24 protein-coding genes are annotated in these 20,425 nt (G+C 65.1%); 7 read left to right on the top strand and 17 right to left on the bottom strand.

Annotated features, from left to right (window positions below):
- Window positions 1-24: 24 nt before the first annotated feature.
- Complete coding sequence (gene rpsB / locus SAC06_RS04175) at window positions 25-876, bottom strand: 30S ribosomal protein S2 (protein WP_350258954.1); 852 nt, start codon at window positions 874-876, stop codon at window positions 25-27.
- A gap of 300 nt (window positions 877-1,176) precedes the next feature.
- Between rpsB and SAC06_RS04170 the strand changes: the two genes are divergently transcribed.
- Window positions 1,177-1,587, top strand: coding sequence for a M23 family metallopeptidase (locus SAC06_RS04170; protein ID WP_350258953.1), 411 nt, complete (start codon window positions 1,177-1,179; stop codon window positions 1,585-1,587).
- Here the strand turns inward: SAC06_RS04170 and SAC06_RS04165 are convergent.
- The 12 genes from SAC06_RS04165 to rpsP all read right to left on the bottom strand — a co-directional run bounded on the left by SAC06_RS04165 (window position 1,584) and on the right by rpsP (window position 10,358).
- Complete coding sequence (locus tag SAC06_RS04165; protein WP_350258952.1) at window positions 1,584-2,453, bottom strand: tyrosine recombinase XerC; 870 nt, start codon at window positions 2,451-2,453, stop codon at window positions 1,584-1,586. The two genes, SAC06_RS04170 and SAC06_RS04165, sit on opposite strands and share 4 nt — an antisense overlap.
- A gap of 18 nt (window positions 2,454-2,471) precedes the next feature.
- A complete protein-coding gene (gene dprA / locus SAC06_RS04160; protein WP_350258951.1) occupies window positions 2,472-3,614 on the bottom strand; it encodes a DNA-processing protein DprA in 1,143 nt (380 codons plus the stop codon).
- Window positions 3,611-5,122: a YifB family Mg chelatase-like AAA ATPase gene (locus SAC06_RS04155; protein WP_350258950.1), complete on the bottom strand. Its 1,512-nt coding sequence runs from the start codon at window positions 5,120-5,122 to the stop codon at window positions 3,611-3,613. Before SAC06_RS04155 ends, dprA begins: the two co-directional genes overlap by 4 nt.
- On the bottom strand, window positions 5,119-5,469 hold the full coding sequence (locus SAC06_RS04150; RefSeq protein WP_350258949.1) for a YraN family protein: 351 nt from the start codon (window positions 5,467-5,469) through the stop codon (window positions 5,119-5,121). The genes SAC06_RS04155 and SAC06_RS04150 overlap by 4 nt, the downstream gene beginning before the upstream one ends.
- 85 nt (window positions 5,470-5,554) lie before the next feature.
- Complete coding sequence (locus SAC06_RS04145; protein WP_350258948.1) at window positions 5,555-5,857, bottom strand: DUF2469 domain-containing protein; 303 nt, start codon at window positions 5,855-5,857, stop codon at window positions 5,555-5,557.
- Entirely contained in the window at window positions 5,850-6,470 is a 621-nt protein-coding gene (locus SAC06_RS04140) for a ribonuclease HII (RefSeq protein ID WP_350258947.1), read from the bottom strand. Before SAC06_RS04140 ends, SAC06_RS04145 begins: the two co-directional genes overlap by 8 nt.
- Window positions 6,460-7,161 carry a signal peptidase I gene (gene lepB / locus SAC06_RS04135; protein WP_350258946.1) on the bottom strand — a complete coding sequence of 234 codons (702 nt, stop codon included), beginning with the start codon at window positions 7,159-7,161 and terminating at the stop codon, window positions 6,460-6,462. Before lepB ends, SAC06_RS04140 begins: the two co-directional genes overlap by 11 nt.
- 74 nt (window positions 7,162-7,235) lie before the next feature.
- Window positions 7,236-7,583 carry a 50S ribosomal protein L19 gene (gene rplS, locus SAC06_RS04130; protein WP_350258945.1) on the bottom strand — a complete coding sequence of 116 codons (348 nt, stop codon included), beginning with the start codon at window positions 7,581-7,583 and terminating at the stop codon, window positions 7,236-7,238.
- A gap of 192 nt (window positions 7,584-7,775) precedes the next feature.
- Window positions 7,776-9,107, bottom strand: coding sequence for a tRNA (guanosine(37)-N1)-methyltransferase TrmD (gene trmD, locus SAC06_RS04125; RefSeq protein WP_350258944.1), 1,332 nt, complete (start codon window positions 9,105-9,107; stop codon window positions 7,776-7,778).
- A complete protein-coding gene (gene rimM, locus SAC06_RS04120) occupies window positions 9,107-9,634 on the bottom strand; it encodes a ribosome maturation factor RimM (RefSeq protein WP_350258943.1) in 528 nt (175 codons plus the stop codon). The genes trmD and rimM overlap by 1 nt, the downstream gene beginning before the upstream one ends.
- A gap of 59 nt (window positions 9,635-9,693) precedes the next feature.
- A complete protein-coding gene (locus tag SAC06_RS04115; RefSeq protein WP_350258942.1) occupies window positions 9,694-9,927 on the bottom strand; it encodes an RNA-binding protein in 234 nt (77 codons plus the stop codon).
- A 2-nt stretch (window positions 9,928-9,929) separates the two neighbouring features.
- A complete protein-coding gene (rpsP, locus tag SAC06_RS04110; protein WP_350258941.1) occupies window positions 9,930-10,358 on the bottom strand; it encodes a 30S ribosomal protein S16 in 429 nt (142 codons plus the stop codon).
- A gap of 271 nt (window positions 10,359-10,629) precedes the next feature.
- On the opposite strand from rpsP, the gene SAC06_RS04105 reads away from it, so the two are divergent.
- From SAC06_RS04105 to SAC06_RS04080, 6 genes are read left to right on the top strand one after another with little or no spacing between them, the layout of a single operon-like run.
- Entirely contained in the window at window positions 10,630-11,550 is a 921-nt protein-coding gene (locus SAC06_RS04105) for an inositol monophosphatase (protein ID WP_350258940.1), read from the top strand.
- A 59-nt stretch (window positions 11,551-11,609) separates the two neighbouring features.
- Window positions 11,610-13,487 (top strand): acetate--CoA ligase, encoded by a 1,878-nt coding sequence (gene acs, locus SAC06_RS04100; protein ID WP_350258939.1) that lies wholly within the window; start codon window positions 11,610-11,612, stop codon window positions 13,485-13,487.
- Window positions 13,488-13,529: 42 nt separating this feature from the next.
- Entirely contained in the window at window positions 13,530-14,285 is a 756-nt protein-coding gene (locus SAC06_RS04095; RefSeq protein WP_350258938.1) for a metal ABC transporter ATP-binding protein, read from the top strand.
- A complete protein-coding gene (locus tag SAC06_RS04090; RefSeq protein ID WP_350258937.1) occupies window positions 14,282-15,142 on the top strand; it encodes a metal ABC transporter permease in 861 nt (286 codons plus the stop codon). The genes SAC06_RS04095 and SAC06_RS04090 overlap by 4 nt, the downstream gene beginning before the upstream one ends.
- Before the next feature lie 49 nt (window positions 15,143-15,191).
- Window positions 15,192-15,581, top strand: coding sequence for a Fur family transcriptional regulator (locus tag SAC06_RS04085; RefSeq protein WP_350259150.1), 390 nt, complete (start codon window positions 15,192-15,194; stop codon window positions 15,579-15,581).
- Window positions 15,578-16,135 (top strand): hypothetical protein, encoded by a 558-nt coding sequence (locus tag SAC06_RS04080; RefSeq protein WP_350258936.1) that lies wholly within the window; start codon window positions 15,578-15,580, stop codon window positions 16,133-16,135. The genes SAC06_RS04085 and SAC06_RS04080 overlap by 4 nt, the downstream gene beginning before the upstream one ends.
- Here SAC06_RS04080 and SAC06_RS04075 read toward each other — a convergent pair.
- The 4 genes from SAC06_RS04075 to SAC06_RS04060 form a co-directional block, all read right to left on the bottom strand.
- Window positions 16,058-16,813 carry an isoprenyl transferase gene (locus SAC06_RS04075; RefSeq protein ID WP_350258935.1) on the bottom strand — a complete coding sequence of 252 codons (756 nt, stop codon included), beginning with the start codon at window positions 16,811-16,813 and terminating at the stop codon, window positions 16,058-16,060. The two genes, SAC06_RS04080 and SAC06_RS04075, sit on opposite strands and share 78 nt — an antisense overlap.
- The gene (recO, locus tag SAC06_RS04070) at window positions 16,800-17,537 is read right to left on the bottom strand and encodes a DNA repair protein RecO (protein WP_350258934.1); all 738 of its coding nucleotides are present in this window, start codon (window positions 17,535-17,537) and stop codon (window positions 16,800-16,802) included. Before recO ends, SAC06_RS04075 begins: the two co-directional genes overlap by 14 nt.
- Window positions 17,538-17,539: 2 nt before the next feature.
- Window positions 17,540-19,288, bottom strand: coding sequence for a 2-isopropylmalate synthase (gene leuA / locus SAC06_RS04065; protein ID WP_412766228.1), 1,749 nt, complete (start codon window positions 19,286-19,288; stop codon window positions 17,540-17,542).
- A 188-nt stretch (window positions 19,289-19,476) separates the two neighbouring features.
- Window positions 19,477-20,331, bottom strand: coding sequence for a Cof-type HAD-IIB family hydrolase (locus SAC06_RS04060; protein ID WP_350258933.1), 855 nt, complete (start codon window positions 20,329-20,331; stop codon window positions 19,477-19,479).
- Between the last annotated feature and the right edge of the window lie 94 nt (window positions 20,332-20,425).

Below are 20,425 nucleotides of genomic sequence, written 5' to 3'. Positions count from 1 at the left end.
TATTCGTCCTTTATTGGTAGTTGGTTACGCTTCGGCGGCTTCTTCTTTAGCTTCTTCCGCGGCTGCTTCGGGGGCAGCCTCAGGAGCGGCTTCAGCGGCCTCTTCGGAGTTCTTTTCCAGCAGTTCGCGTTCCCACTCGGTCAGGGGCTCAACGTCGGCAACTTCAGCCGAATCCTTCTTCGGGGCGGAGCGAGCCAGCAGGCCGTCGGCGCAGGCGTCAGCCACCACTCGGGTCAGCAGGTCCACGGCGCGGATCGCGTCGTCGTTGCCCGGGATGCCGTAGGTGACTTCCTCGGGATCACAGTTGGTGTCCAGAATGCCGATGACGGGGATCGAGAGCTTGGTCGCCTCGGTCACGGCCAGGTGTTCCTTGTTGGTGTCAACTACCCAAACCGCCGCCGGCAGCTTGTTCATGTCGCGGATGCCGCCCAGGGTGCGGGCCAGCTTGTCCTTCTCGCGGCGCATCATCAGCAGTTCCTTCTTGGTGTGACCCGAAGAAGCCACATCGTCGAAGTCAATCGCTTCCAGCTCCTTGAGCCGCTGAATCCGCTTGGCCACGGTATTGAAGTTGGTGAGCATCCCGCCCAGCCAGCGGTGGTTGACGAAGGGCATCCCGACCCGGCGGGCCTGCTCTTCGACCGATTCCTGAGCCTGCTTCTTGGTCCCCACGAAGAGGATGGAGCCGCCGCGAGCAACCGTGGTCTTGACAAAGTCGTAAGCCCGATCGATGTCGGCCACAGTCTGCTGCAAGTCGATAATGTAAATGCCGTTACGTTCCGTCAGGATGTACGGCTTCATCTTCGGGTTCCAACGGCGGGTCTGGTGTCCGAAGTGCACTCCACTTTCGAGGAGCTGACGCATGGTTACAACAGCCATGTTCGTCCTTTCGCTGCCTAGGCAGCCTGCTAGGGGGCTTGCGCCCAAATTTCAGTTCCTGCTCGGAAGTCCGAGCCCTGGTGTCAAGGTGCGAGGCGCCCGAAGGACTCTAGCCCCGCTCTCCGTTTGCTGACACGCGAAGTCACCCACCGAAGTGGATGCGTCTCCCATTGTAGAGGACGCCTGAGGTTGTGCGCATTGACCAAACTGTGATCTGTCCCCAGCTCTGCTGGCCCCGGTTATCCACCGTTGGACGATCCGAGTCTAGCTCGGGCGGTGGCCCCAGCCCACACTGAGGGAATGAAATCTCTGCTCACTCTCAGTCTGCTATTGCTTGGGGTTTTAGCCCCCGGTCAAGTGGCTCGCCCCTTCGATCCCCCGGCCGAGCGGTGGCTGCCCGGTCACCGTGGGGTGGACCTGGTCGCACACCTGGACCAGGAGGTGGTCAGTCCCGCGCCGGGACGGGTGATCTACGCCGGGCCGCTGGTCGATCGGTCTGTCATCTCGGTCGAGCTAGCTTCTGGCCTGCGTCTCACCTTCGAACCGGTGACCCCGATCGTGCAGGTAGGGGAAGCGGTTGAACGCGGCCAGGTGCTGGGTCGAATGGCGACTTCAGGTTCGCTGCACTGGGGGGCGAAATATCCCGGGGATCAGTACGTGGATCCGCTGGCGCTCACGCTGGGACCGATTCGACTCAAGTCTTGGCCCTAGGCCCGCGGATGTGCCTGGCGGAAAACTTTGGTCAGCCGGGCGGCATCCACGTGGGTGTAGCGCTGGGTGGTTTGGAGCGAAGAGTGCCCCAGGAACTCTTGCACGTGGCGCAAATCTGCCCCTTCTTCCAGCAGATGCGTCGCGGAAGAGTGGCGCAGCGCGTGGGGGCTGATGTCCTCCACCCCGGCGGCTTGGGTCAGCTGATGCAGGGCGGCGCGGGCCACCCGCTGGTTCAGTCGTCCCCCGCGCTGACCGACAAACAGGGCCACCTCACCCGGAGCGGCCAGTTCTTCCCGCCGTTCCAACCACCGATCCAAGGCTCTGGCCGCTGGCCGACCGTAGGGAACGACCCGCTCCTTGCCGCCTTTTCCTCGGACCCGGATCATCGGGTCCTGCACGCTGGTGACATCCAGGGAACACAGCTCGGCAATCCGCAGGCCCGAGCTGTAGAGCAACTCGGTCATCGCCCAATCCCTCACGGCAATCGGAGTTTCGGCGTGCTGCGCAGCATAGTCCAGCAGTTGCGTCACGCTCGCCTGAGACAGCACCTGGGGAAGGTGGTTTTCCACCCCGGCCGTTACCAGGCCCTGGCCGACGTCAACCGTCAGCCAACCCTCCCGGTGTGCCCAGGCGGTAAACGAGCGCACCGCCGCCGCATTTCGCGCAATCGTCGCCCGGCTCTTGCCTTCTGCCACCCGGTGGCTGAGCCAGGCACGCAGGGTCCTCACCGTCAGGGCATCGTTGAGTTCCTCCAGCTGCCTGATTCCTAGGAACTCCAAGAGGTTGTCCACATCCGCGCGGTAGCTGCGAACCGTGGCCGCAGAAAAACCCTGCCGCTCACGCAGATAGCGCTCCCATCTCAGCACCAAAACACCCCCTGGCCGCTACTGTACCTCCAGGCGCACCCAGGTCGCCCCCTCCCGGCCCACCAGCCCCCGAAGCTGCATTTCTAGCAGCGCGGTTTCCACTTCACTCACCCCTAGGCCGCCGGCCAGCCCCAACTGCTGCACCCCGGCCAGGCCAGAGCGGGGGAACGCATCCCAGACAACCCGGGCCACCGGACTTAAATCCGCCGGACTGGCGGTCGTCCCGGCCGACTCACCCCCAACCCCCTGGCCGGGCAGCAGGTTCAAGACGTCGTCCAGGCTGCCGATCAGCTCGGCCCCGTCGCGCAGGAGCTGGTGACATCCACTGGAGGTCGGGGAAGTTATCGGGCCGGGAACTGCCCCCACCGGCCGCCCCTGCTCCAGCGCGCGGTTCGCCGTGGCGAGCGCACCGGAGCGCACCCCCGCCTCCACCACCACGGTCACCTGGCTCAGCGCCGCAATGATCCGGTTCCGCTCCAAGAACCGCCAGCGGGCTGGGCGCCAGTGCGGTGGAACCTCAGAAATCAGCATTCCCACCTTCATCAGCTGCTGGAACATCTCTTCGTTTGAGCGCGGATAGCGGTTCCCCACCCCGCCGCACAGGACTGCAACCCCGGCAAACCCATCCGGTCGGGCCGCCGCCACCGACGCCCAGTGCGCCGCGGCGTCGATTCCGTAGGCACCACCGGAGATGACCGGGTAGCCGGCGGAAACCAGATCTCGCGCCAAGGTGGCACCGACGCGATTGCCATAGTCGCTGGATGCTCGGGCCCCCACCAGGGCAACGCTGTGGGCTCCAAGGTTTCCGGCGCCCAGAACCCAGAGCGCCTGCGGTTCTCGATCCTCCAACGCTCCGAGTTGGGCCGGCCAGTCGGGACTGGACGGGACGATAATTCGACCGCCCAGTCGATGCAGTTCGGTCAGCGATTGACCCAGGTTGAGGGCGCGGGCCCTCGGATGCCAACGCTCGTGGCAGGTGGCCCAGGGGATCGTCTCCTCCGGCACCGGGCCTGCCTCGTCGGCAAACACCCACTGCAAGGCCGCTTCCGACCCTAGGACCCGCTGCAGGATCCGCACGGCCGGGTCGCCCGGCTCGGCCAGGTGGGTCCAGACCGCCCCGGCTAAGACCGGGTCCGCCGGGTCAATCGGCAGACTACTCATGAGCGCCCCCACGGGTGATCCAACCGCAGGGTCATGGCGGAACTGAGGTCCTCGGCGGTGGGCCGCTGATGTCCGGCCAGATCCGCGATGGACCAGGCCAGACGCAGAATCCGATCAGCCCCGCGCAAACTCAGGTTCCCGCGCGAGACGGTCAGTTCCAGCACGCGCAGGAAGCTGTCCGGGATCGAACCTTCAGTGCGCAGGAACCGGCCGGGAACGTGTGCGTTCAGGGGCCAGGTGGACCAGCGGGCCCGCCCCCGCGCACGCGCCGCCGCCACCTGCTGCTGGGCCTCGGCAGAACTGATGGGTTGGTCCCGTTCCAGTTCGGTCAGGGTGGGTTGGTTCATCTCCCACTGAATATCAATCCGATCCAGCAGCGGACCGGACAGGCGTTGTCGATATCGGTGACGCTGACTGGGGGTGCAGTGACAGCGGGGACCACACCCACAGGGGTTGGCCGTCAACACCAGCTGAAACTGCGCCGGGAACGTCACCACCCCACCGGTACGTCGGATGGTCACCTCACCGTTATCCAGCGGGCCGCGAAGGGCATCGAGCACCCGCCGGGGAAACTCGGGGGCTTCATTTAGCACCAGCACCCCGCCGTGGGCCAGGGAAATCAGGCCGGGCCGGACCAGCCTGGGTCCGCCGCCGAGCAGAGCGGGCACGGTGGTGTTGGGGCCGGCAATTTGGTTGGGGGCCCGCCGATCCAGCGTTCCCCCGGACGAGGTAGCCGACCGCATCGCCCCCAGCACCAGGGCGTCGTGTGAGTCCAGCGGCGGGAGCAAGGTGCCAATCCGCTCGGCCAGCAGGGTTTTGCCGCTGCCCGCTTCGCCGTGCAGCAGCAGGTGGTGTCCTCCGACGGCAGCCACCAGCGCCGCCCACCGGGCCGCCGGTTGTCCCCGCACCTCATTCAGGTCGACGTCTTCATCCGCCAATGCCCCGGGGACCGGATCCGCCGCCACGGCCGGCGGTGGACAGAACTGATCCCAACCGGCACCACCTGGCTGAAACGCCTGCACCAGTTGGCTCAAGTGGCGACACCCAATCACCTCGATCCCCTGCACCTGGTCGGCTTCGGCTCGGCTTTCCTCAGCCACCACAATCCGGCGGAATCCTTGATCTTGGGCGGACCAGGCGTGGGCCAAGATCCCGGGAATCGGTCGGACGGTCCCATCCAACCCCAGTTCCGCGGCGAACACCGTGCCGGGCAGCAGCTCAGGGTCGACCAGTCCCCGCACAGACAGAACAGCCGCCGCGATCGACAGGTCGAACCCGGAACCGGTTTTTGGCAGCGAGGCAGGAGACAGATTGATGGTCAGGCGCCGGTTGAGGGAGGGAACCTGGCAGCTTTGCAGGGCCGAACGGAGCCGCTCTTTCGACTCTCGCAAAGCCGTGTCGGCCAGGCCCACAATCGTGGTTTGGACCAGGCCGGTCCCCAGTTGGGCCTCCACCCGAACCGGGACCCCCCGCAGGCCGGTGAGGCTGATTGCGTAGGCGGTGCTCACCGGTCGATCCCCTTCCACCAGTGAATCTGCGCGCCCTGGGGTCCGGGCTGCACCCCCACCAGGTCGATCCGGTACGGGTGAAAGCCGGGGCTTTGGCGCAGCCAGGCCGCGGCCAGGCAGGTGAGCCGGAACCGTTTGGCCGGGCTCAATACTTCAGCCACCTCACCGCCGCGGCGCGTTTTCACCTCGACAAATACGACGGTGGCGCCGTCCTCGAGGATCAGGTCGATTTCGCCGCGGGGGCCGTCGCGCCAGTTACGCTGCAACACCTTCAGTCCGCGCGCAGTCAAGTACCGTTCGGCCGCGGCTTCACCGCGCCGACCCAGCTGATTCGTTCCTTTAGTCATGGGGCCAGTGTGCCCGGGCGTTCAACCCGAACCCACTGGCCAACTGGAAGCTTGTGGACAACCCCCACCCGGGAGGTTTGTGGACTTAGGGCAGACCCAGCTCGGGCTTGGAGAGCTCCTCGACGTTCACGTCCTTGAAGGTCACCACCCGAACGGATTTGACGAAACGGGAGGGGCGGTAAATGTCCCACACCCAGGCATCAGTCAGGGTCAGCTCAAAGAAGACGTCGCCGCCGGCCGGCCGGGCCTGCATGTCCACCTGGTTACACAGGTAGAAGCGCCGCTCAGTTTCCACCACGTAGTTGAACAGCCCCACCACGTCTTTGTATTCGCGAAACAGGTCCAGTTCCCGGCTGTTCTCGTAGTTCTCAATGTCGTCGCTACCCACCTGTAGCCGTCCCTTCTGTCAGCAATTTCCACGTCTTCCGGTGGTGGTCACTCACCCCGAGGTTGGCCAGAGCGGCGCGATGTTTCGCCGAACCGTATCCCTTGTTATGCGCCCAATCGTACCCGGGGTCCGCCAGTGACTCCATGTAGCGGTCCCGGGCCACCTTCGCCAGCACGGATGCGCCCGCCACCGAGGCACAATCCCGATCCGCCTTCACCTGGGTGACCACGGGCGGGGTCCACAGGTCGCTGAACCAGTCGTGGTTCCCGTCCAGCAGCACAATCCCGACTTCCAGGTCGATCTGGGCCAGCGCCCGGTGCCCGGCGGCGCGAAGCGCCCCCACGATGCCGAGGTGGTCCACCTCGTCCGGTCCGGCCCAGCCGAGGGCCCAGGCGAGCGCCCATTCCTCCACCTGGGGCACCAGTTTCTGGCGCCGGGTGGGGCTGAGTAGTTTCGAGTCGGTCAGCCCGGTCGGGATGGGCCGGTCCAGGGGAGCCACCACCAGTCCCACGCAGACGGGCCCGGCCAGACACCCGCGCCCCACCTCGTCCACGCCGGCTACGAGGCCGTACTGCTCGGCCAGGATCTGTTCCCGCGTCAGGTCAGCCAACATCGGCAAATGCGTCCCGATGGGAAACCGACGACCAGTGATTAACGGGCCAAATCACGGACCACACTCGACCGATCACGTCCTGGTCGGCAATGAACGGTTGCTCCCCGCGCTGGTAGTGGTACAGCGAGTCGGCCGAATGTGACCGATTGTCGCCCATCACCCAGTAGTGCCCTTCCGGAACGGTCACTTCAAACTCGTCGCGGGAGGGAACCTCACCGTCAGGCAAATACTCCTCCGAGATCGGGGTGCCGTTCACGGTCAGCTGCCCCTCTGCGGTGCAGCAGGCCACCTGGTCCCCGCCCACGCCGATCACCCGTTTGACGATGATCTGCTCCCCGTTGGCGGGCACCAGGCCCAAGAACTCGCCAATTGGCCGCAGGAACGAAGTCCGCCCCTGATCCGCCGAGGCCATCCACCCCTGAGAGTCTTCGAAGACAACCACGTCTCCGCGGTGAATATCCTTGCCACTCCCAGGAATCCTATCCACCACGATCCGGTCCCCCACCTGCAGGGTGGGAACCATGGAGGGCGATGGGATCGAGTACACCTGCACGACGAAGTGCCGAAGCAGCGTGGAGATGACCAGGGCCAGGATCAGGACGATTAGTACCTCACGGACCCAGGACCACCAGGATCCTTCGGAGGATTCCGCCGCTTTATGCTGGGCAGTGCGGCGGGAAAGAAAGCTCATGGGTGAAAGTGTATCCCCTCAAAATAGTAATGGGTCCCAAGCCGGGCGGCTCAGGACCCATCTCTACGTGTGAGTTAGCGCGTGATCTTTTCCTTGATCTTGGCGGCCTTACCGTGCAGGTTACGCAGGTAGTACAGCTTGGCCCGACGCACGTCGCCGCGGGTTACCACTTCAATCTGGTCGATGGACGGAGAGTGAACCGGGAAGGTTCGTTCCACCCCAACGCCGAAGGAAACCTTACGAACGATGAAGGTTTCAGAGACGCCCTGGCCGGAACGAGCCAGCACGACGCCCTGGAAAATCTGGATCCGCGAGCGGTTACCTTCCACGACCTTCACGTGCACCTTGACGGTGTCGCCGGGACGGAACGGAGGAATGTCGTCGCGAAGCGAAGCGGCATCAACGGAATCAAGTTTCTGCATGTCAACTCCCAAGCACAACTGCCGCAGGTCAGCCATGCCAGTTTGGCGAACTCACCGTACTCAGCTGGCCATTTCCAACCGAGCGGCCCCGAAAGGGACGGTTCGCTATCCTGGTGCGGATGCCCATCTTGCGCCCCCCTGCGGCAGGTTACGCCGGGCAGTCCACTGATCTATTTTGCCACATGCTCCGCCCTAGGCTCGCGTGAGATCCAGCACGAAGACGTCGTCGATGTTGTCGGTTTGGCCAACCAGGAAGTGTCGCCGGCCCCGCTTCTTGAAGCCGTGGCGCCGATAGAACTTGGAGGCACGCCGATTCCCAATGTGGGTGGCGAGCACCACCGAGTCCACTCCCCACCGCGCGCGCAGGTCGGCCACCGCCTCGTCCAGCAGGGCTCCGGTCAGGCCAGAGCCGCGCACGCTCGGGTCCGCATAGCATTTGGACACGTAGGCGGCTCCGGGGGGCGCCGCGCGCAAATCCGCGGGGGCCTGACGGAAGCAGAGCGTGTAGGCCACCAGTTCGCCCTCGACCTCCCCCACCCAGACGGAGGCGTCCGGATTGGCCAGGTGCGCAGTGAAACGCGCCGGCGTGAACTCCTCGTCGATAAAGTGCGCAATGTCCTCGGCGCTCACCTCGGGCGGGCAGGCGTCCGGGAAGGTGCGCCGGGCCAGCGCGACCAGTGCCGGCACGTCCTCGCCGGTGGCTGGGCGGAGGTGGACGCGGGCCCGCCGGGGCACCAGCAGGTAGCCGGCGCGGGCCACCACCTCGAGGTCCGGGGTGGACAGCCCCTCCGGGCTGAGCAGTTCGGGGCGCCGTTCAGCAGTGCGGCGCAGGGACTGTTCCCGGCGCCAGCGGTCGATCTGGGCGTGATTGCCGCTGGCCAGCACCGGCGGAATCTCCAGTCCACGCCACTGGCGCGGCTGAGTGTAGACCGGGTATTCGAGCAGCCCGGCCCCCGCGTGCGACTCCTCCACCAGCGAGTCCGGGTTCCCCACTACACCGTCGAGGAGTCGACCCACCCCCTCCACCAGCGCCAGCGCGGCCACCTCGCCCCCGTTGAGGACATAGTCGCCGAGGGAAAACTCCAGCACCTCCACCCCGATGGAGCGGTAGTGCTCCGCAATCCGAGCATCGGGACCCTCGTAGCGACCGCAGGCCACGATTACCTGATCGGCACCGGTCAGGTCTTCCAGGCGAGCCTGGGTGAGGGGTTCGCCGGCCGGGCTGGGAATGGCCAGTACCCGGCGCGGCCCGGTTGCCGACTCGGCCACGGGCGCAGCTTCAGGCGCGGCCACCGGCTCGGCCAACAGCTGATCCAGGGCCCGCCCCCAGACATCGGGCCGCATGACCATTCCGGCGCCCCCACCGGCCGGGGCGTCGTCGACACTGCGATGCTTGCCTTCTGCCCAGTCGCGCAGCTGATACACCTCCACCTGCACCAACCCCTGCTGCCGGGCCCGACCCAGCAGCGACAGGTCCAGCACCTGGAAGTACTCGGGGAAAATGGTGACCAGGTCAAACCGCATTAGTTGGTGCTCCCCGGGAACAGGCCGTCCGGCGGGGTGACCCGCACGATCCCGGCGGCCGGGTCGACCTCGGGCACCAGTTCAATCACGAGGGGAACCAGCACGGTCTGCCCGTTCGCCTTCACCTCGAGCAGGTCCTGGGCCAGTCCCACCTGGAGCCCGGTCACCACCCCCAGCTCGCGTTCCTCAGAATCGAGCACCCGAAGGCCGATCAGCTCGTGGGCGTACCAGGCGTCTTCCTCTTCCAGATCGGGATCAACCAGCAGCTCAGCGCCCTTGAGCGCCTCCGCCTCCTCCCGGGTGGTGATCTCCGCGAACGTCAGGTAGGCCCGGTCCCGGTGGTAGCCGAGCGACTCAACCGTCAGGGCGGGCCACTCGGGCCGGTTTGTGGTCAGGGTCGTTCCCGGCTCGAACCGTTCCTCAGGCAGGTCGGTGCGCAAAATGACGCTGACCTCGCCTCGGAGCCCGCGGGGTGCCCCCACAATGCCAGCCACCAGTTTTTCCTGAGTCATAGTTTCCTTTTCCATAGCGAAATGGTGGGTTCGAACCGAGTCGAACCCACCATTTTGTCTGTAGTCCGGTGGACTTAGTGGCCGTCCACCACGTCAACGCGGACAAAGCCGCCGGTGCTCAATGCGGAGATGACCTTGCGCAGCGCCCGCGCGGTGCGGCCGTTGCGGCCGATAACCCGGCCCAGATCTTCCGGGTTGACCCGCACTTCCAGCAGCTGACCGCGCCGTTGACGCCGCGACGAAACGCGCACATCTTCCGGATGGTCAACAATGCCTAAGACAAGGTGTTCCAGAGCATCGGCTAGCATGGTCACTCGCCTTCTGCCTCAGCGGCGGGCTCTTCGGCAACTTCCTGCTTTGCCTTCTCTTCCGCAGCCTTAGCCTTGGCCTTCTGCGCGTTGGCCTGAACGGCTTCCACCGCTTCCTTGGCCTCGGCTTCGCGGTCCACGTTGGCAACCTGGATCCGGCTGACGGCGTCTTCCTTGCCGTTGAACCGGGCGATGTCACCGGACAGAACCAGCAGGCGACGGACGGTGTCGGAGGGCTGCGCGCCCACCTTCAGCCAGTGCTGCACCCGCTCGGACTCAATCTCAATGATGGACGGGTTGGGCATCGGGTTGTAGATGCCCACCTCTTCGATGACGCGGCCATCACGCTTCTTGCGTGAATCGACGACAACGACGCGGTAGAAGGGTGCATGGATCTTGCCCATGCGCTTCAAACGAATACGAACTGCCACTGGTGTGGTACTCCTAGCTCAAATCAGGTTGGTACTTGGAAACGTCACGGTGGGTCACGCGGCGTTCACTTTCCCCGGACACAGCCACCGAGATGAGAGGGGTCAACAGCGGCTGAGTACAGTCCCCTATTCTGCCACGGACTGGCAGTCGGCCCAAAGTCTTTTCCCGATTCGACCCCATTCGTTCGGGTGGACTTGGTCACGTGCAAGGTGTCTTTTTCCTTCGACTAGTAACACAATGGGACCAGAAGACCGTTCGAAAGGCAAGATTGTGGCATCCAAAGTGGAACTGGCAGCGCGCCTGGCAGACCTGGCATCGGCGGGCGCCCTCAGCGTGGCCCCCTACCTGCGGAGGGTGGCTCGGACCATCTCTTCCTACGAGACTAAGCGCGATTTGCACGACCCGGTGACGGTCCACGATCGGGCGGTCGAGGCGGATTTGCGCCGGTTCTTCGGGCGCGCGATTCCGGGCTCTCGGCTGTTGGGAGAGGAGATGGGCGAGGAGGTGCTCCCCCTGGAACCGGCCTCCACCGACCCTTCACAGGGGGGCGAGGCGACCCCGGCTGACCCGGAGTTGGCCCGGCTGGGAGCACGGGTGCGCTGGCTGGTGGACCCGATCGATGGAACTGCCAACTTCGCCTCGGGCTCCACTTACTTTGGCACGTCGGTGGCGGCCGAGTTGGATGGAAAGGTGGTGGCGGGCGCCATCACCATCCCCTACACCGGGGAACTTTTTGCTGCAGACCTGGAGCGAGCTTGGCACGTGGACCGGGAGGGGCGGATCACCGAGTTGCACTCGCGCGGGCCCCGGACCGAGAACGGGGCCCTGCTGGTCAGCTACTACCCCAACCGCCGCGCCCTGCTGGTGGAGCCCGACCTAGCTCTGCGCCACCTCACCGACCTGACCACCAACTACATGGTGGTGCGGCGGACCGGGGCCAGCGCCCTGGACCTGGCCATGGTGGCCGCCGGTTGGGAGGGAGCCCTGCTGGGCATGTCGTTCGGCCCCTGGGATGTGGCCGCTGGCATCCACCTGGTGAAAGTGGCCGGCGGGCACGTGCTCAACCTGTCGACGGGGGCGGATTTGCCCGACGGGCTGCGGCCCGCGCTCCTGGCTACCGTCGGCACGATGGAGGCGCCGGTGGCTGAGCGGGTCCTGCGAGAGTATGTGGCGACGCTGACGACCAGCTGATGACAAACCTCCGGTGACTGTGTCATTCTAGGACCTAAGTCACAACGAGGAGGCTTTTGATGACATCCGTTTACTACCCCAACCAAGAAACGATCGATCACGCCTGGGTCCAGGACTGGGCCAAGGTGGAACGAGAGGCAGCCGCCGATCCCCAGGCTTATTGGGCGGCCCAGGCAGCCGAGCTGACCTGGTCCCAGCCCTGGGATCAGGTATTGGACGACTCGAATAAGCCGTTCTACAAGTGGTTTGTGGGTGGGAAGACGAACATTGTCACCAACGCGGTGGACCGCCACCTGGATGGTCCGCGCAAGAACAAGCTAGCCCTGCTGTGGGAGTCCGAAGATGGCCGGGAAACCAGGACGTTCTCTTATTTCTCTCTGAATCGCGAAGTCGAGGTGATGGCTAACGTCCTCAAAGCCATGGGGGTCCAGCAGGGGGACCGGGTAACCATTTACCTCCCGCGGATTCCGGAGGTCTTCTTCGCCATGCTGGCCTGCGCCAAGATTGGTGCGGTCCACTCGGTGATTTTCGCCGGCTTCTCGGCCGACGCGCTCACCTCCCGGATTGACGATTCCGAATCAAAGATCGTCATCACCGCGGACGGCTCCTGGGTCAACGGCTCCATTTTCCCGCTGAAGGAGATCGTGGACGAGGCGGTGCGCTTCTCCCCCACGGTCGAAAACGTGGTGGTCGTGCGCCGGACCGGCACCGAAGTGACGATGGACCCGCTCCGCGACCACTGGTACCACGATCTGACGGCGCTCCCTATTGCGCGCGGCCGGTGCGAGACCGTCCAGGTCGATTCCGAGCACCCGCTGTTTATCCTCTACACCTCCGGCTCGACCGGGGCGCCGAAAGCCATCCTGCACACGCACGGCGGCTACATGGTTGGCACGTACACCACTTTGCGCAACACCTTCGACATTCACGACGAGGACCGCTACTGGTGCACGGCTGACGCCGGGTGGATCACTGGCCACTCCTACCTGATTTACGGTCCCCTGCTGAACGGGGCCACCATCTTCATGTACGAGGGCGGGCCGACCTATCCCCACCCGGACCGCTGGTGGTCGCTGGTAGAGCACTTCGGGATCACGATTATGTACACCGCCCCCACTGCCATCCGCTCGCTGATGCGGTTTGGCGACGCCTGGGTCAACCGGCACGATCTGAGTTCGTTGCGCCTGCTGGGATCAGTGGGTGAGCCGATCAATCCGGAGGCTTGGCGCTGGTTTTACGAGGTGGTGGGCCAGGGGCAAGCCCCCATCATGGACACCTGGTGGCAGACCGAGACCGGCATTTTCCAGATCGCCGGGGTGCCCTCGATGCCCCAGAAACCCGGCTCTGCCGGACACCCGGTGTTTGGGCAGGAAGCCGAAGTGGTCGACGCGGACGGGAATCCGGTGCCGGATAACACGGAGGGATTCTTGGTGCTCAAGCATCCCAACCCGGCCATGATGCGCACCATCTACAAGGATGACCAGCGCTACGTGGACACCTACTGGTCGCTGACCGCCGACCGTTACGTCACCGGTGACGCGGCCCGACGAGACGAGGATGGCTACTTCTGGGTGCTGGGGCGAACCGACGACATCATCAAGGTGTCCGGCCACCGGCTGGGAACGGCCGAGGTGGAGTCGGCCCTGGCCTCGCACCCGGCGGTGGCGGAAGCGGCCGCCATCGGCCTGCCCCACGAGGTCAAGGGCAACGCCATTCACGTTTACGCGGTTTTGAATCCGGGCTTTGCCGGGTCCAGGGAGATGACCGAGGACATTCGCGCCCACGTCTCCCACCACCTGTCACCGATTGCTAAGCCGGAGGAGATCATCTACGTGGAGACGCTGCCCAAGACCCGTTCGGGCAAGATTATGCGCCGGGTGCTGCGGGCGCGGGCCCTGGGAGAGGACGAGGGGGATCTCTCAACCTTGGAGAACTAACTCCAGTTGACATCCATTCTCATTAGAGGGTTGGATGGGAGCATGATACCCATCAGCTTTCATGAGCTGGAGGTCGGTTACGGCGCGGCCCCCATCCTGCACGGAATCAGTGCGGAAATCACCGCGGGCAGCTGCGTGGCCCTCACCGGGGCCAACGGCTCGGGCAAGTCCACCCTGCTCAAGGCACTCTTGGGTCTAATTCCCCACCAGAGCGGACAGATCAACCTGTTCGGGGTGGAGCTGCCCGGTGGGGGCGGGCCGGTCCACCAGGTTCCCTGGGGGCAGATTGGCTACGTCCCGCAACGAAACTCGGTCGGCGGGGGCATCTCCAGCTCGGTCCGGGAAATCGTCGAGACCGGCCTGTTGGGGCCCCGGCGCTGGTGGCGCCCCCGCGGCTCTAAAGCCCAGGTGGACGAGGCTCTCGAACTGGTCGGACTTCGCGCCCGCCAGCGGGACATCTTCCAACAGCTCTCCGGCGGCCAGCAGCAGCGGACCTTGATCGCGCGCGCCCTGGTCCGCCAGCCCCAAATGCTTCTGCTGGACGAGCCACTGACCGGACTGGACCGACACAACCGCGAGGTCCTGGCCGGGGTGATCGGCGCCCAGAAGGCGGCCGGCCACACCTCGCTGATCGTGCTCCACGAGCTCGGCGAATTGCGGCCGCTGATTGACCGGGAACTCCGGATCTCCTCGGGCCACCTGGTGCACGACGGCGCCCACCTGACCGAGGAGGAGCATCACCATCACGAGCCGCCGCGGCGCGGGGTGGCTCCCGGGATGAACCTGGAGATCAAATGATTGAGACACTGCTGCTGCGCTCCCTGCTGGCCGCGGTCCTCGTCGGCCTGTCTGCGCCCATCGTCGGCACCTACCTGGTTCAGCGGCGCCTGGCCATGCTTGGCGACGGCATTGGGCACGTGGCCCTGACCGGGGTGGCCCTCGGGTGGTTGGTCGGCACCGCCACCAACCTGGTCCCCGTCGATCAGCTGGCCATCCCCGGGGCGATCCTGACCTCGATCATCGGCGCGGTGGTGATTGAGTTGGTTCGCCGCTCGGGCCGCTCCTCCGCTGACGTCGCGCTGGCCATCCTGTTTTACGGCGGCATCGCCGGGGGCGTCCTGCTGATGGGGGTGGCCGGCGGCACCTCCACCCAGCTGAACTCGTACCTGTTTGGCTCTCTGGCCACCGTCACCTGGATGGACATCACCATTATTGGGGTGCTGGCCGCAGTGGTGATTGCTCTGGGTGTCGGTCTGGGCCCGGCCCTGTTTTCCGTCTGCAACGATGAGGATTTCGCGCAGACGTCAGGCCTGCCGGTTCGGGGCCTCTCAATGCTGATTGCGGTTATGTCCGCGCTGACCGTGGCCATCTCCATGCGGGTGGTGGGGGCACTGCTGGTCTCGGCGGTGATGATCATTCCGGTGGCTATCGTGCAGCTGTGGCGGCGCCCATTTCGCCAGACGATGGCTCTGGCCTCGATCCTGGGGGCGGTGCTGAGCGCCAGCGGCCTCTGGATCACCACTTCGGTTGACCTTTCCCCCGGAGCCATGATTGTTATGCTGGCCATTGGGGTCTACGCCCTGATGTTTGTTGGCGTGGGCCAGTGGCGCAGGTGGCACCTCCACCACCGAGAAAAGGTGGTTAGGGAAGCCTAACCTTGTATGATAGTGAGTGTTTTCCCAGGAAGGAGCACCAGTGCAACGCATGACCCGCCAGCGGGCCGCCGTGCTAGAACAGCTGAGCCAGCAGAGTGACTTTCGGTCGGCTCAACAGGTGCACGACGATCTGCATTCAGCGGGCCAAAAGGTATCCCTGGCCACCGTGTACCGCAACCTGCAAACCCTGGTCGACAACCAGCAGGTGGATACGGTTCGCGGTCTGGACGGGGAGATCCTGTACCGGCTCTGCACTGAAGAAGCTCACCACCACCACCTGATCTGCCGGTCCTGTGGCCGCGTGGAGGAAATCAGGCCGGAGCTGCTCGAATCCTGGGTGAACAACCTGGCCGCCGAACACGGCTTCCACCAGCCCACCCACTTCCTGGAGATCTTTGGTCTCTGCGAGCAGTGCTACAGTAAGGTCCCCTCCTCATGAGTGTCCCCTCCTGGGCCGAATCCGGCCCCCTCCTGATCGGCTTCCTGTTCGTCGTCGTCTTCTGCCGCGCCCAAGGCACCTACTGGCTGGCGCGGACCCTTCCGGCTGCCGCCGCCCGCACCAAGAAAACCACCGGCTGGCAGGCCCGCCTGGCAGCCTGGTTCGACGGGCCCACTCCCCGCAAGGGCGCCGCCCTGCTGGAACGGTGGGGAATCGTCATCATCCCGCTGTGCTTCCTGACCGTTGGCATTCAAACCGCCATCATTGCCGGGGCCGGCGTGGTGCGAATGAACTGGCGCCGCTTCACCCTGGCCATGATCCCGGGCGCCATCGCCTGGGCTTTTCTCTACGGTTTGGGGCTGCTGGCCGTCTGGACCGCAGCGGTGACGGCCCTGGCCGGAAACCCCTGGTCCTACGTGGCCCTGGTCGGGATCGTGGCGCTGTTCTACCTGCTCAAGGTGGTCAAGCAGCGGGCTTCACGCCGGCTCAACCAGGTCGACTGCCCCGCCAAAGCGCCGCTGCCGGGAACCGTAAGCCAGGAGCCGCTCCCATAGCTGTTCCCGCCCAAACTCGGGCCAGGCCAGGTCAACAAAGTCCAGTTCCGCGTAGGCCAGCTGCCAGAGCAGGAAGTTCGAAATTCGCTGCTCCCCCGAGGTGCGGATCAGCAGGTCCACGTCGGGTACGTCGGGGACGTACAGGTGTCGGGCCAGCGCTTTCTCGTTGATTGAGCGGGCGGTACGCTCGCCCCGCTCCACCTCTTCGGCTAGAGCCCGAGCCGCATCCGTCAACTCTGCGCGCCCACCGTAGTTGACGCACAGGAGCAGCTGTGTCCCGCGGTTGTTGGCTGTCAGTTCTTCCGCCGCCCGCAGCTCGTTGATTACGGACTTCCACAGGCGCGGGGCCCGTCCAACCCAGCGGATCCGCACCCCCCACCGGTGCAACTGGGCGGCTCGGCGCCGAATGGTGTCCCGAGAATAGCCCATCAGGAAGCGCACTTCAGCTGGGGATCGGCTCCAGTTCTCCGTCGAGAAGGCGTACATGGAGATGTAACCAACCCCCGCCTCGACCGCTCCGGCGACGGTGTCCATCAGCGCCAACTCTCCGGCGCGGTGCCCCTCCGTGCGGGGCAACCCCCGGGCGTTGGCCCAGCGCCCATTGCCGTCCATGATCACCGCCACGTGCTTGGGCATCTTGGTTTCGGCCCGGATCGGACGCGGGTCAGGAATACTCATCGGACTCCTTTTGCAGGAACGGGAAGGAACGAAGCCGCTGCTCCAAATGGTACTGCGTCCACCACCCCGCCAGGTTGCGCACCTGCTCACCCTGACGCGGCCCGGTCTGTCCCGCCTGCTCCCAGTCGCCGTTGAGCAGCGCCTGGATCAGCTCCGCGGGCGGCGCCTCCGTGGACCCGGGCGGCGCACAGCTCGAGCAGACGAAGCCTCCCACCTCGGCGGAGAACAGCCGGTGCGGCCCGGGCTGCCCGCAGCCGGCGCAGCTGTGGAGCGCCGGATCCCATCCGGCCAGGCGCATCAGGCGAAACAGGAACGAGGCGGTGATCAGGTCCGGAGGAATCCGCCCGGCCACCAGCGCCCCCAGGGCCCCGTGCAGCAGTGGATAGTAGGCGGGTTCGGGTGCGCTTTCGGTCAGCTTCTGCACCGTTTCCACCATCACTTTGGCCGCGGTGAACGCCTCGTAGTTCTCTCCCAGCGGCCGGGCGTAACCGGACAGCAACTCCACCTGGGTTACCGTGTCCAGGTTTCGGCCCCGATGCAGTTGCAGGTCCACCAGGTTGAATGCGTCCAGTCGTCCCCCAAACCGGGAGGTGGGCTTCCGGATTCCCTTCGCGACCGCCCGAATCTGGCCGGATTCCTTCCCCAGGAGGATCACAATCCGATCTGCTTCCCCCAGCTTGTAGCTGCGCAGAACAATGGCCTGGTCGCGGTAGGTTCGCAGCATGGTCAGCGCAGGGCGCGGTTCAGCGCCGAAATCACCGCCTTGTAGGACGCGCGGGCAATCGAGGGGTCAATTCCCACGCCCCAGACCACCTGGTTGTCGAACTCCACTTCGATGTAGGCGGCCGCGTCGGCATCCTCACCGTGGGTGAGGGCGTGCTCAGCGTAGTCGAGGATCCGAATGTCCATTCCGCGTTCGGACAGGGCGCGAACAAAAGCGTCGATCGGACCGTTACCCGTGGCGGAGAGAATCACCTGCTGGCCCTGGTCAAACAGTTCGGCGTGCAGCCGGGCCCCATCATTGTCAGCGGTCACCGAGGTCTTGCCGAGCACAAATCGGCCCCACGGCTCCAGGCCGGGCGCGGCCGAAGTCGGCAGGTAGGCGTCGGCAAAGATCCGCCACAGGGTATCGGCGTCGACCTCTCCCCCGACCGTGTCGGAGTGGCGCTGGACCAGGCGGGAGAACTCCACCTGCAGGCGCCGGGGCAGCTCCATCGAGTGAGCGTTGGACATCAGGTAGGCGATCCCGCCCTTGCCCGACTGCGAGTTGACCCGGACCACCGCTTCGTAGGAGCGGCCCACGTCGTGCGGGTCGATCGGCAGGTAGGGAATCTGCCAGACCAGTTCGCTCTCCTTGGCCCCCTCGTCGATTTGCTGCTGGCGCAGCGCAAAGCCCTTGTTGATCGCGTCCTGGTGCGAGCCGGAGAACGAGGTGTACACCAGGTCCCCCGCGTACGGGGTCCGGTCCGGCACCCGCATCCCGGTGCAGTATTCGGACACCTGGCGGATCCGGTCAATGTCAGAGAAGTCCAGTTCCGGGTCCACTCCCTGGGTGTACAGGTTCAGGGCCACCGTGATCAGGTCGACGTTGCCGGTCCGCTCCCCCTGCCCAAACAGGCAGCCTTCGACCCGGTCGGCCCCGGCCAGCAGCGCCAGTTCGGTGGCGGCCACACCGGTACCACGGTCGTTGTGCGGGTGGACGGAAATGGTCGTGTGCTCGCGCCGAGTCAGGTGTCGACACATGTATTCAATTTGGTCGGCGTAGACGTTCGGGGTGGTTCGTTCCACCGTGGCCGGCAGGTTGAGGATCAGCTCCCGATCCGCGCCCACCTCCCAGACGTCGCTGACCCGCTCGGAAATCTCCAGGGCCTTGTCGATCTCCGTGTCGATGAACACCTCGGGCGAGTACTGGTACCCGAACACGGTGCCGTCGTCCAGGAACTTCTCTGCCTGCGCCATGACTTCGCGGGTGCCGCTGACGGCCAGGTCCACGGTGGCGGGCCAGTCGTTGCGGAACACCACCTCGCGAAAGAGGGGGGAGGTGGCGTTGTACAGGTGCACGTTGGCCCGGGGGAAACCCACCAGGGACTGAACCGTGCGTTCAATCAGCTCGGGCCGGGACTGGGTCAGGACCGAGACGGTGACGTCCTCCGGCACCGCTTCATCCTCAATCAGCGCACGGACGAAGTCGTAGTCGGTCTGCGAGGCGGCGGGGAAGCCAATCTCAATTTCTTTGAAGCCCATCTTGACCAGCAGGTCGAACATTTTCCGCTTCCGACCCGGATCCATCGGTTCCACCAGGGCCTGGTTGCCGTCACGCAGGTCGGTGTTGAGCCAGCGGGGGGCACGGGTCAGACGCTGGTCGGGCCAGGTCCGGTCCGGCAGGCTGATTGGGTTGGTGTCCAGTGCGGCCCGATACTTCGAGACGGGCATGCGGGAAGACTGCTGGGCGTTTCGCTTTCCTGAGGTTTTCACTTCTATTCCTTACTTAGCTGCCAGTTCGGGAGATCAGAAACCAACACTCCGCGGCGCGTCCTCCGATCAGGATTCAGGCACGCCGCGGCGGATAAGCAGGTCGAGAAGTAAGGAAAAGCGCATAAGGGCAATGTAGCGAGGAGCACAAACAAGCGCAACTAGCGCTCATCTTTTGAACGTGCCCCCGGCTAGTCGAGCCCAAAGAACTCCTCCAGCACATCCGCCACCCCATCCTCGTCCACCGAGGTGGTTACCCGATCCGCAATCGCCTTGACCGAGTCCAACGCGTTGCCCATGGCAACCCCAACCCCGGCGGTCTGCAGCAGCGGAATGTCGTTCTCGTTATCGCCAAATGAAAGGGTTCGCTCCAGGGACAAGCCCAGGTGCTCGGCCAGGGCGCGCAGGGCCAGTCCCTTCGACACTCCCCGCGCGTTAACCTCCAGCAGCTGCGGGGCCGAGAAGGCAATTTCCGCCCGGTCCCCCAAACTTTGCTCCAGGTGAGCGGCTGCCCGAATCAGGTCGGCCTGCTCGCCACCAACCAGTACCTTGAACGGCTTGACCCCCAGGCCGGCCCAGTCCCGCACCACCGTCACCGCCGTGTGGTTGTGGTTCGCCTCCATCCGGGCCAAAATCCCGTCCTCCAGGTCGGTGAAGATGTCGTCGTGGTGGGGCACAATCGCTTCCACCGGGAAACCCTTCACCTCGTCCATCACTTCGGCGACCAAATCCGGCTCAATGGTGAACGAGTTCAGCACCGTTCCGTCCCAGCCCTGGGTCACCTCCGCCCCGTTGTAGCCGACCACGTACAGGCCCTCAAAGTCGAGGTCGTGGCGGCGCAGGTTGTTGATCAGACCCACCGTGCCGCGGCCCGAGATGATCGCCAGATGCACCCCCAGGTCGCGCACCTGTCGGAGTCGATCCAAGGTGCGCCGACCCACCACTCCCCCCGGGTAGGTCGCCAGGGTCAGGTCGTAATCGGAGGCCATCAGGTCAAAGGGACGCTCCCCCACCCGCTCCATCTGTCCTTGCCGGGGTGCAGCCATTGGAAAATCTCCCTTCCTCTCTTCGAACCATACCCGGATCGGGACGAGAGGCGAAAATACTGCCGGCCCAGACCGCAGATGCGCGCCGAACCGG

The sequence above is a fragment of the Scrofimicrobium sp. R131 genome, assembly GCF_040256745.1.
Lineage (GTDB): Bacteria > Actinomycetota > Actinomycetes > Actinomycetales > Actinomycetaceae > Scrofimicrobium > Scrofimicrobium appendicitidis.
This window is presented reverse-complemented; position numbering and strand designations above follow the sequence as displayed.

Bases quoted from the DNA above. Each gene is read 5' to 3' on its own strand.
- rpsB (WP_350258954.1), bottom strand. From the start codon at position 876: ATGGCTGTTGTAACCATGCGTCAGCTCCTCGAAAGTGGAGTGCACTTC.
- SAC06_RS04170 (WP_350258953.1), top strand. From the start codon at position 1,177: ATGAAATCTCTGCTCACTCTCAGTCTGCTATTGCTTGGGGTTTTAGCC.
- dprA (WP_350258951.1), bottom strand. From the start codon at position 3,614: ATGAGTAGTCTGCCGATTGACCCGGCGGACCCGGTCTTAGCCGGGGCG.
- SAC06_RS04150 (WP_350258949.1), bottom strand. From the start codon at position 5,469: ATGACTAAAGGAACGAATCAGCTGGGTCGGCGCGGTGAAGCCGCGGCC.
- SAC06_RS04140 (WP_350258947.1), bottom strand. From the start codon at position 6,470: ATGTTGGCTGACCTGACGCGGGAACAGATCCTGGCCGAGCAGTACGGC.
- lepB (WP_350258946.1), bottom strand. From the start codon at position 7,161: ATGAGCTTTCTTTCCCGCCGCACTGCCCAGCATAAAGCGGCGGAATCC.
- rplS (WP_350258945.1), bottom strand. From the start codon at position 7,583: ATGCAGAAACTTGATTCCGTTGATGCCGCTTCGCTTCGCGACGACATT.
- trmD (WP_350258944.1), bottom strand. From the start codon at position 9,107: ATGCGGTTTGACCTGGTCACCATTTTCCCCGAGTACTTCCAGGTGCTG.
- rimM (WP_350258943.1), bottom strand. From the start codon at position 9,634: ATGGAAAAGGAAACTATGACTCAGGAAAAACTGGTGGCTGGCATTGTG.
- SAC06_RS04115 (WP_350258942.1), bottom strand. From the start codon at position 9,927: ATGCTAGCCGATGCTCTGGAACACCTTGTCTTAGGCATTGTTGACCAT.
- acs (WP_350258939.1), top strand. From the start codon at position 11,610: ATGACATCCGTTTACTACCCCAACCAAGAAACGATCGATCACGCCTGG.
- SAC06_RS04095 (WP_350258938.1), top strand. From the start codon at position 13,530: ATGATACCCATCAGCTTTCATGAGCTGGAGGTCGGTTACGGCGCGGCC.
- SAC06_RS04090 (WP_350258937.1), top strand. From the start codon at position 14,282: ATGATTGAGACACTGCTGCTGCGCTCCCTGCTGGCCGCGGTCCTCGTC.
- SAC06_RS04085 (WP_350259150.1), top strand. From the start codon at position 15,192: ATGACCCGCCAGCGGGCCGCCGTGCTAGAACAGCTGAGCCAGCAGAGT.
- SAC06_RS04080 (WP_350258936.1), top strand. From the start codon at position 15,578: ATGAGTGTCCCCTCCTGGGCCGAATCCGGCCCCCTCCTGATCGGCTTC.
- SAC06_RS04075 (WP_350258935.1), bottom strand. From the start codon at position 16,813: ATGAGTATTCCTGACCCGCGTCCGATCCGGGCCGAAACCAAGATGCCC.
- recO (WP_350258934.1), bottom strand. From the start codon at position 17,537: ATGCTGCGAACCTACCGCGACCAGGCCATTGTTCTGCGCAGCTACAAG.
- SAC06_RS04060 (WP_350258933.1), bottom strand. From the start codon at position 20,331: ATGGCTGCACCCCGGCAAGGACAGATGGAGCGGGTGGGGGAGCGTCCC.